Source organism: Amycolatopsis sp. NPDC003731 (assembly GCF_053586895.1).
The window spans coordinates 105,600-113,534 of sequence record NZ_JBSFNC010000012.1; the positions used below are offsets into that span (position 1 = coordinate 105,600).

At 71.6% G+C, this 7,935-nt stretch carries 12 protein-coding genes and 1 riboswitch; of the genes, 3 read left to right on the top strand and 9 right to left on the bottom strand.

The window, feature by feature from the left end; genetic code table 11:
* Positions 1 to 66 precede the first annotated feature (66 nt).
* A riboswitch (glycine riboswitch) is annotated at positions 67 to 165 on the bottom strand.
* A 42-nt stretch (positions 166 to 207) separates the two neighbouring features.
* A complete protein-coding gene (locus ACWDN5_RS08050) occupies positions 208 to 786 on the bottom strand; it encodes a MerR family transcriptional regulator (RefSeq protein ID WP_310973020.1) in 579 nt (192 codons plus the stop codon).
* 278 nt (positions 787 to 1,064) lie between these two features.
* On the opposite strand from ACWDN5_RS08050, the gene ACWDN5_RS08055 reads away from it, so the two are divergent.
* A complete protein-coding gene (locus ACWDN5_RS08055) occupies positions 1,065 to 1,697 on the top strand; it encodes a TetR/AcrR family transcriptional regulator (RefSeq protein ID WP_449675400.1) in 633 nt (210 codons plus the stop codon).
* Here the strand turns inward: ACWDN5_RS08055 and trxA are convergent.
* The 8 genes from trxA to ACWDN5_RS08095 all read right to left on the bottom strand — a co-directional run bounded on the left by trxA (position 1,678) and on the right by ACWDN5_RS08095 (position 6,644).
* Positions 1,678 to 2,013 carry a thioredoxin gene (gene trxA, locus ACWDN5_RS08060; RefSeq protein ID WP_310973022.1) on the bottom strand — a complete coding sequence of 112 codons (336 nt, stop codon included), beginning with the start codon at positions 2,011 to 2,013 and terminating at the stop codon, positions 1,678 to 1,680. The genes ACWDN5_RS08055 and trxA overlap by 20 nt on opposite strands.
* 12 nt (positions 2,014 to 2,025) lie before the next feature.
* Positions 2,026 to 2,421: a MerR family transcriptional regulator gene (locus tag ACWDN5_RS08065; protein ID WP_449675402.1), complete on the bottom strand. Its 396-nt coding sequence runs from the start codon at positions 2,419 to 2,421 to the stop codon at positions 2,026 to 2,028.
* Positions 2,422 to 2,464: 43 nt separating this feature from the next.
* Positions 2,465 to 2,938 (bottom strand): bifunctional nuclease family protein, encoded by a 474-nt coding sequence (locus ACWDN5_RS08070; RefSeq protein ID WP_004559569.1) that lies wholly within the window; start codon positions 2,936 to 2,938, stop codon positions 2,465 to 2,467.
* A gap of 216 nt (positions 2,939 to 3,154) precedes the next feature.
* Positions 3,155 to 3,901 carry a transcriptional regulator FtsR gene (ftsR, locus tag ACWDN5_RS08075; protein ID WP_449675404.1) on the bottom strand — a complete coding sequence of 249 codons (747 nt, stop codon included), beginning with the start codon at positions 3,899 to 3,901 and terminating at the stop codon, positions 3,155 to 3,157.
* Positions 3,898 to 4,362, bottom strand: coding sequence for a glycogen accumulation regulator GarA (gene garA, locus ACWDN5_RS08080; protein ID WP_004559567.1), 465 nt, complete (start codon positions 4,360 to 4,362; stop codon positions 3,898 to 3,900). Before garA ends, ftsR begins: the two co-directional genes overlap by 4 nt.
* A 114-nt stretch (positions 4,363 to 4,476) precedes the next feature.
* The gene (gene gcvH, locus ACWDN5_RS08085; RefSeq protein WP_013226819.1) at positions 4,477 to 4,863 is read right to left on the bottom strand and encodes a glycine cleavage system protein GcvH; all 387 of its coding nucleotides are present in this window, start codon (positions 4,861 to 4,863) and stop codon (positions 4,477 to 4,479) included.
* Between the two features lie 89 nt (positions 4,864 to 4,952).
* Positions 4,953 to 5,567, bottom strand: coding sequence for a CDP-alcohol phosphatidyltransferase family protein (locus tag ACWDN5_RS08090; RefSeq protein ID WP_310973025.1), 615 nt, complete (start codon positions 5,565 to 5,567; stop codon positions 4,953 to 4,955).
* Positions 5,568 to 6,437: 870 nt separating this feature from the next.
* A complete protein-coding gene (locus ACWDN5_RS08095) occupies positions 6,438 to 6,644 on the bottom strand; it encodes a hypothetical protein (protein WP_310973026.1) in 207 nt (68 codons plus the stop codon).
* Positions 6,645 to 6,921: 277 nt separating this feature from the next.
* On the opposite strand from ACWDN5_RS08095, the gene ACWDN5_RS08100 reads away from it, so the two are divergent.
* Together ACWDN5_RS08100 and ACWDN5_RS08105 are read left to right on the top strand one after the other, a co-directional pair.
* Complete coding sequence (locus ACWDN5_RS08100) at positions 6,922 to 7,425, top strand: hypothetical protein (protein ID WP_310973027.1); 504 nt, start codon at positions 6,922 to 6,924, stop codon at positions 7,423 to 7,425.
* A 23-nt stretch (positions 7,426 to 7,448) separates the two neighbouring features.
* On the top strand, positions 7,449 to 7,844 hold the full coding sequence (locus ACWDN5_RS08105) for a hypothetical protein (protein WP_310973028.1): 396 nt from the start codon (positions 7,449 to 7,451) through the stop codon (positions 7,842 to 7,844).
* Positions 7,845 to 7,935 lie beyond the last annotated feature (91 nt).

Here is a 7,935-nt window from a genome sequence, read left to right on the forward strand (position 1 = left end):
GAGCCGGGCTTGCACCGTCGGCGGGGCCATCAGGGTGTGTCCTGACGACCCGCTTTCCAGAGGCGTCTCGTCCGCGCGGTCCAGGGTGCCTGAGAGGTTCCGGGGAGGACTTGCTCCTTCGGCGCCGAGCTCAAGGTGTGGCTCGGACTCTCCCGCGCGGATTCGTCGACCGCACGGTGAACCTTACTCTGTCTGCCGCAGCGGTGATCAACCGGTCTTGCGGGCGTTGCGGCGCTGGGTGAGTTCGTCCGGTTCGTGCGTCTCGACGACGCCGCCGTCGGCGCGTTCGGCCGGGAACTCGTGGATGGTGCCGCTGATTTCCTGCATCGCCCCGCTGACCGCGATGCCGAAGACGCCTTGACCGCCCTGGAGCAGGTCGACGATCTCTTCCGGCGAAGTGCACTCGTACACCGTGGTGCCGTCGGAGAACAGTGTCACCCGAGCCAGGTCGCGGACCCCGCGGACGCGCAGGTGGTCGACCGCGACGCGGATGTTCTGGAGCGAGACGCCGGTGTCGAGCAGGCGCTTGACGACCTTGAGGACGAGGATGTCCTTGAACGAGTACAGCCGCTGCGAGCCGGAGCCGTGCGCGGTACGGATACTGGGCGCGACCAGCTTGGTCCGGGCCCAGTAGTCGAGCTGGCGGTAGGTGATCCCGGCGATCTGGCACGCCGCCGGACCGCGGTACCCCACCAGCTCGTCGGGCAGCGAGTTGTCGGGGAACAGTTCCCCCTGCTCCCCGGTCGCGACCTCGACAGGCTGCTTCTCGGAACCAGCCTCGACCACGCAAGCCTCCCCTCGCCCGACCTGGCGGCCGGCGAATGACAGCCGGACGGCCCCAGGAGCGGGACCCGCCGGAGATCAATCACCACGGTCCGGCCCCAGACCGTGAATCACACCGTGGCGATTTCTCTTCTTCGACGGTAAGCGCCCGGACAGTGCCGGTCAACGCGACGCGCGGCAAGGCCAGGCGGTCGGCTGAGCCTTTGCGCCGTTCGCCGTACCCCCTCCCGTGTGATCCAAACCCCTTGACCGGATTTACTCAGCCAAGTAACTTTTTACTCATGCAAGTAAACCCTGACATCATGGCCGAACTGGGCCTCAGCGTCACCGAGGCCGCGCGCCGGGCCCAGATCATCGGCGCCACCATTGGCGTCCTGGCCGACCTGGGCTACCGCCGGACGACCTTCGCCAAGATCAAGGAGCGGGCCGGGCTCAGCAGCACCCGGCTGATCTCGTACCACTTCACGAACAAGGCCGGCCTGATGCAGGCCGTGCTCAGCACGGTCGTCGAGACGAAGGCCGGCTTCCTGACCGAGCGCACCGGCGGCGGCCTCGACCCGGCCGACCGGCCCGGCTACCTGCGGGCGCACATCGAGACGTCGGTGGCGTTCCTGCGGGCCTACCCCGAGTGCGTCCGGGCGCTGACGGAGCTGGCGGCCAACGCCGACGACGCCGACGGCTGGGTGATGACGAAGGTGCTGGTCGACGACCTGCGCGTGCACGGGCTGGCCCGTCAGCTGAAGCAGGGCCAGGCCGAGGGCGCCTTCGGCGCGTTCACGCCCGAGGTGATGGCCATGTCGATCGCCCAGGCCATCGACGGCGTCGCCGCGGCCTACGCCGCCGACCCGGCGCTGGACCTGGAGCAGTACGGGCGCGAGCTGGCGGACACGTTCGTCAAAGCGACGGCACCGTGAGGGCCCGGTCGAGCCGCTCTTCGATGCGGGCCTTCGGGAACGCGCCGACGATCGTCTCGACCGGCTCGCCGCCGCGGAAGAGGATCATCGTCGGCAGCGACATGACCTGGTAGGAGCGGGTGGTCTCGGGGTTCTCGTCGGCGTTGATCTTCCGGACGGCGAGCTCCCCGGCCCGTTCGGCGGCCAGCTGCGCGAGCACCGGGCCGACCATCCGGCACGGGCCGCACCAGGTGGCCCAGAACTCGACCAGCACGGGGACGTCGTGGGCGAGCACCTCGGCGAACGTGCTGTCGGTGACTTCGAGGACTTCGGACACGGCAGGGCTCCTTCAGGGACACGGGGAATCGGGCACGACACACGGATCGGGCGCCTGCCGGGCGAGGGCGGCGGCGAGTTTCGCGGCCAGTTCGCCGCGGATGCCGCCGAGCCGGGCGAGCAGGGCGTCGGCTTCTTCGAGCTTGCGCCGGTACACCTCGATGGAACTGGCGCACGCATCGCCGGTCTCGTGGCCGCTGCGCAGGCATTCGACGAACGGGCGCGTCTCTTCGAGGGTCAGGCCGACCGTCTGGAGGGTCTGGATCTCCTGGACGAGCTGGAGGTCGTCCTCGTCGTACTCGCGGTAGCCGTTGGCCGAGCGCCGGGCCCGCAGCAGGCCCTGGTCCTCGTAAAACCGCAGCGCACGGGTGGTGACACCCGTGCGCTGCGCCAGTTCTCCGATCCGCATGCCACCGACGCTAGACGTTGACGTCCGCGTCAAGGCAAGGTTCTTACGTGTCCGCTCCGCGGAAGTCTTCCGGCGACACGGAGTCGAGGAACTCGCGGAACTTCTCGACTTCGTCTTCCTGCTCGTCCGGGATGATGAGGCCGGCTTCCTCCAGCACCGAATCCACGGCGTGGATGGGGACGCCGATCCGCAGGGCCAGCGCGACCGAGTCGCTCGGCCGGGCGGACACCCGGATGTCACCGTCGAACACGAGCTCCGCGAAGAACGTGCCCTCCTTCAGGTCGGTGATGACGACCTGCTCGAGCTCCCGGCCGAGCGCTCCGATGACCTCTTTCAGCAGGTCATGCGTGAGCGGGCGGGCGGGGCGGACCCCCTGCTGCTCCAAGGCGATGGCGGTGGCTTCGACCGAGCCGATCCAGATCGGCAGGTACCGTTCACCCTCGGTTTCCCGCAGCAACAAGATCGGCTGATTCGCGGGCAGCTCGACCCGCACACCGACGACGCGCATTTCGCTCATCGGGCTTCGCCTCCCTCTCGTGCACACGGGCTGCAGCGCTGAACCGGCTTCACGCCCATACTCCCGACGCTACCCGTCATCCGTGCGCTGTGCTCGCTGTCCGGACTCTCTCGGTTCGCCTGCCGCAAACCCGTGCCTTCACGGTACGGCATGCGGTGCCGAACATTCAGTCATTGACATGGGACCGCAAAGAGGATCTCACTGCCCCGTTATCGATCAACACCCCGCGACGCCGCGGATTCCCGCCTTGACGAGGAGCGTGTGCAGGGTCACGGACAGTGCCGCGAGCTCCCGCACCACCTCGTCGGCCCGGGCCTTGGCCTCCGGGTCGCGGTGCCGGTACACCGGCGTCACGATCTGCTCCAGCAGCCCGACCTCGCGGTCGGCCGCGGCGCGGAAGGCACGCAGGTGTCTCGGTTCGATGCCGAATTCGGTCATCGCCTTCACCGTCCGCGCCACCAGGACCGCGTCCGGGTCGAAGAACCCGGCGGGACCGGGCCGGACCAGGCCGTACTGCTGCAGCTCGGCCAGCGCGACCGCGTCGATGCCGGCCTGGGCCAGGAGCTCCTCCTGGGTCAGGCGCTGCTCCTTGCCCGGGGTGAAGTCGGCCGCCACGGGCAGGCCGACGTTCTCCGCGGGCGCGTCGATCGGGACCAGCCGGCGCGGCGGGCGGGGCAGGGCCGCGGCGGGCCCGGCCCCCGAGTCCGCCGCGTCCAGCTGTTCCTTGATGACCTTCAACGGGAGGTAGTGGTCCCGCTGGGCGGCCAGGACGAACCGCAGTCGCTCCACGTCCGCCGCGGCGAACTGCCGGTAACCCGACGGCGTCCGGCCCGGCTGCACCAGGCCTTCCGCTTCGAGGAACCGGATCTTGGAGATGGTGACATCGGGGAAGTCCCCGCGCAGCTGCGCGAGGACCGCCCCGATGCTCAGTCCGTGGTTCTGTGGCCGTCCGGCCGCCGTCACTGCGCCCCCTGGCCCCCGTGCCCCGGGCCGGTCAGGAAGACCAGGCGGAACTTCCCGATCTGCACCTCGTCGCCGCCGGCGAGCACGGCCTGGTCGACCGGCTCGCGGTTGACGTAGGTGCCGTTCAGGCTGCCGACGTCGATGACGACGAACTCGCCGCCCTCACGCCGGAACTCGGCGTGCCGGCGGGAGACCGTGACGTCGTCGAGGAAGATGTCGCTGTCCGGGTGCCGCCCGGCGCTGGTGGTGTCGCGGTCGAGCAGGAACCGCGAACCCGCGTTCGGCCCGCGCTTCACGACCAGCAGCGCCGAACCCGGGGGCAGCGCGTCGACACCCTGGACCGGGGCTTCCGGGGCGGGCTCGCGACCTTCGGCTTCGGCCAGGAAATCGGCCCGGAAGACAGAGGTCCGCTCCGGAGACTGCTCCGGGGGAACGCCGCCGGGCCCGTCGTTCGTGCTCACCTGAGCTCTCCTCCACACATGCTGTGTTGCCAGTACTCAAGAACGTGTAGCTGCCAACGTACCGTGCCTGATCGATTCTCCGAGCCCCGGCTCCCCGAACCGGCGGAGCGGGCTTCAGCCCTTGGTCAGCGCGTCGTACGCCTCGGCTTCGAGCAGGGCTTCCAGGCCCGCCGGGTCGTCGAGCCGGATCTCGATCAGCCAGCCCTCGCCGTAGGGGTCGCTATTGATGAGTTCCGGCGAGTCGGCGACGGCGTCGTTGACCGCGACGACCTCCCCGTCGACCGGCGCGAACAGCTCGGAGACGCTCTTGGTCGACTCGACCTCGCCGAAGACGTCGCCCGCGCTCACCTGCCTGCCGACGTCGGGCAGGTCGACGAACACGACGTCGCCGAGCTGGTCCTGCGCGTACTCGGTGATGCCGACGCGCACGAGGGTGTCCTCGCCGCGGGTGGCGACCCACTCGTGTTCCTCGGTGTAGCGAAGCTCTTCAGGAGCGGACACCGCCGGTCCCCTTTCATGCCCTCACTGGAAGTGTTGGGCGAAGTCTTACACCCACACGGCCCAGCCGCCCGCCACGGCCCGGCGGAAGCTCACTCCGCGGCATGGCCGCGCAGGGCGTTGCGCGCCTGGACGACGTAGAGGACACCGGACCAGACGTAGAGGACGGCGCCCCAGATGGTGAAGGCGTACCCGATCGGCCTCGCCACGGCGGCGACGTCGGAGCCTCCCTGCGCGAGCAGCAGGAACGGGAAGGCGTACATCAGGACGAAGGTGGCGCCCTTCCCGAGGTAGGTGACCTCGGGCGGCGCGAAGCCCCGGCGCCGCAGGGTGACGACGCAGACGCCGAGCACGGCCTCCCGCAGCACGAGCGGCACGACGACCCACCACGGGATGATGTCGCGCACGAGGAAGGCGACGAGGGTGGCGAGGATGTAGAGCCGGTCGGCGGCGGGGTCCAGCAGCTGCCCGAGCCGGGACATCTGGTTGAGCCAGCGGGCGAGCTTCCCGTCGAGCCAGTCGGTCAGCGCGCTGAAGACGAGCAGGGCGAGCGCCCAGCCGTCTTCCCGGGGGCCGAGCAGCAGCCAGAGGAAGACGGGCACCCCGGCCAGCCGCAGCAGGGAGAGGATGTTGGGGACGTTCAGCGCCTGCCGCAGCAACGACGGTTCGGCAGCCTGAGCGGCGGGTTCGGGGGCGGCTGTGCTCACGGGGCCATTAAACAGCGGGCCGCGGGCGGGGCGCCCGGTGGTGCGGTGCCCGGTCGGGGTGTGTTGCGGGCTTGGCGGGTTGGTGGGCGGTTCGGCCGGAGGGCCCCACGCGAGGCGGCGGCCGGCTTGCGGGCTCGCTGCGGGCATGCGGGGCGCCTGCCGGGATGGTCGGCGGTCGGGCGGCTTGGCCGGAGGGGCCTGCTCGACGCGATAGCCGGCTTGCAAGCTCACCGCGGCTTCCGGGCGCCTGCCGGGATGGTCGGCGGCTTGGCCGGAGGACCCTGCCCGACGCGACAGCGGCCTTGCGGGCTCACCACGGACATGCGGGGCGCCTGCCGGGATGGCGGGCGGTCGGCGACTCGGCCGGAGGGCCCGGCCCGACGCGACAGCCGGCTTGCAGATTCGCCACGGGCATCCGGGGCACCTGCCGGGATGGTCGGCGGTCGGCGGCGCGGCCGGCGGCGCCTGCTCGACGCGGCAGCCGGCTTGCGGACTCGCCACGGGCGACCAAGGCGGCTTCGCCGGCACGGCGGGCGTGCGGCGGCCGGGCCGCTCGATGCAGCGGTGAGCCGGCAGATCTCGAAGCGCGCCTGCGTGGCCTTCAGGCGCCGGCGCAGCTCGGCCTGGATGCGGCCGCAGGTTCGCGGGAAGCGCCGCCTGTAGCCGGCCGGGCGGGGCGGGCCGCCGCCGGTGGGATCTGCGGCCTTGGCCGCGAGGCAGGCGGGCACGCTCGGTGATGTGCCACCTGCGGCCGCCGGTGGTGCGAGGCCTGCCGAGCGGCCCAGCCGGTCCGGACCCGGCGGCCACGACCGCGGGCCCACCCCGGCAGCGAAAGCCGGGCCACCCCATCGGCGCGGCCCGGCGTCACGCTCAGCTCGCGCGGTGGTGGCTCCACCCGCGGCGCTGCAGCTCGGCGCTGCTCAACGACTCGGGGCGGCCGCGGAAGTCGGTGCCCATCCAGCGGGCGCGGCCGGCTCGTCCTTCGAGGACGTACGGGCGGCCGCAGCACCAGACCACGGTGCTCGGGACGGTCGGCGGACTGGACGGGTCTTCGGTGCTCACAGCGTCGGCGTTCATCGCTCTCACGGGTTCGGGACGGGGATTCGGGACGGGGAAGCTCTTCGGCCTCCACCAAGATCTTCGGCTCGCGAGGCCGGATCGTTAACCGTTTCGGCCCGGATTAGACCGATCGATTCTTGATGGCAGTGGGAGGTTTCGGAGCGTGAACGGAATGTTAATCGTCCATTGTGGACACCGTTTCGGTGGCCACCGGACCGGGGCGCCGGAGCGCTGTTGTAATCTCCGGCACACCCGTGGGCACGCCACGGGACCACAGCGGGGAGGAAGGATCGCGGTGCCCCACCCGACCACCACGAGGACGTGGCTCGCGGCCTGCCTCGCCCTGCCCCTCCTCGCCGCCTGCTCGGGGGACCCCGCCGCGCAGGCTCCCCCGGCTCCTCCGTCCGTGACGCCGCCACCCTCCGTGACGACGTCGGCCGGCACCCCGCCGCCTCCGCCCGGCACCACCGGCAGCGAGTCCGCGCCGCCCGCCGTGACCAGGCCGTCCGGGCCGCCGCCGTCGGTGCCCGGGTCGTGCGGCACCGTCGCCGCCGCCAGCGGGCTGACGCTCTACGTCTTCGACAGCGGCGCCGCCGGGGTCAGCTGCGTCGCCGCCACGAAACTGGTCGGCGACTTCCACCGCAAGATCGCCGGGCGCCAGGACGCAGGCTCGAACGACGCGGTGAACGAAACCGTGGACGGCTGGCTGTGCACCTCCGGGCCGCCCGCCGCCCAGGGCGGCACCACCTGCACCAAGGGCGAGCAGACGGTCTTCGCGGCCGTCGTGCCGTCCGAATGAGTCCGATCCGATCCCGAGGGGCCATGAAGACACTCGCCTACCCCGTGCTGCTCGTCGCCGCGGCCGCCGCGCTGGCCGGCTGCGGCAGCGACCCGGCGCCCGCCGCGCCCTCCTCCGAGGCGCCCGTGCCCGCCGCGGCCGCCGCCGCGGGGTCGACGGCCCCCGGCGTGCCCTGCGGCGACGTCACCGGCACGGGCGGCGCGAAGACGGCCGTCGTCGCGCACGGCAAGGTCGACTGCGCGGCGGCGACGAAGCTGCTCACGGACTACTTCGCGAAGCTGACCCCGGCCGAGGCGAACGACGCCGACGGCCCGGGGCCGGTCGTCCTCGACGAGTGGACGTGCGGCAGCGGCGCGAACGACCCGGTGACGGCGTGCTCGACCGAGGACGGCCGCCAGGTCGAGGGCACCCGCAGCTGAGAGCCCTATGTCAAGCGGCTTGTTGGTGGAGGGTGTGGAGTCGGCCGTGGAGGTCGGGGTTGTAGGGCTGGTGGTCGTGCCAGCAGCGCCA

Bases quoted from the DNA above. Each gene is read 5' to 3' on its own strand.
- ACWDN5_RS08055 (WP_449675400.1), top strand. From the start codon at position 1,065: ATGCAAGTAAACCCTGACATCATGGCCGAACTGGGCCTCAGCGTCACC.
- ACWDN5_RS08065 (WP_449675402.1), bottom strand. From the start codon at position 2,421: ATGCGGATCGGAGAACTGGCGCAGCGCACGGGTGTCACCACCCGTGCG.
- ACWDN5_RS08105 (WP_310973028.1), top strand. From the start codon at position 7,449: ATGAAGACACTCGCCTACCCCGTGCTGCTCGTCGCCGCGGCCGCCGCG.
- ACWDN5_RS08095 (WP_310973026.1), bottom strand. From the start codon at position 6,644: ATGAACGCCGACGCTGTGAGCACCGAAGACCCGTCCAGTCCGCCGACC.
- ACWDN5_RS08070 (WP_004559569.1), bottom strand. From the start codon at position 2,938: ATGAGCGAAATGCGCGTCGTCGGTGTGCGGGTCGAGCTGCCCGCGAAT.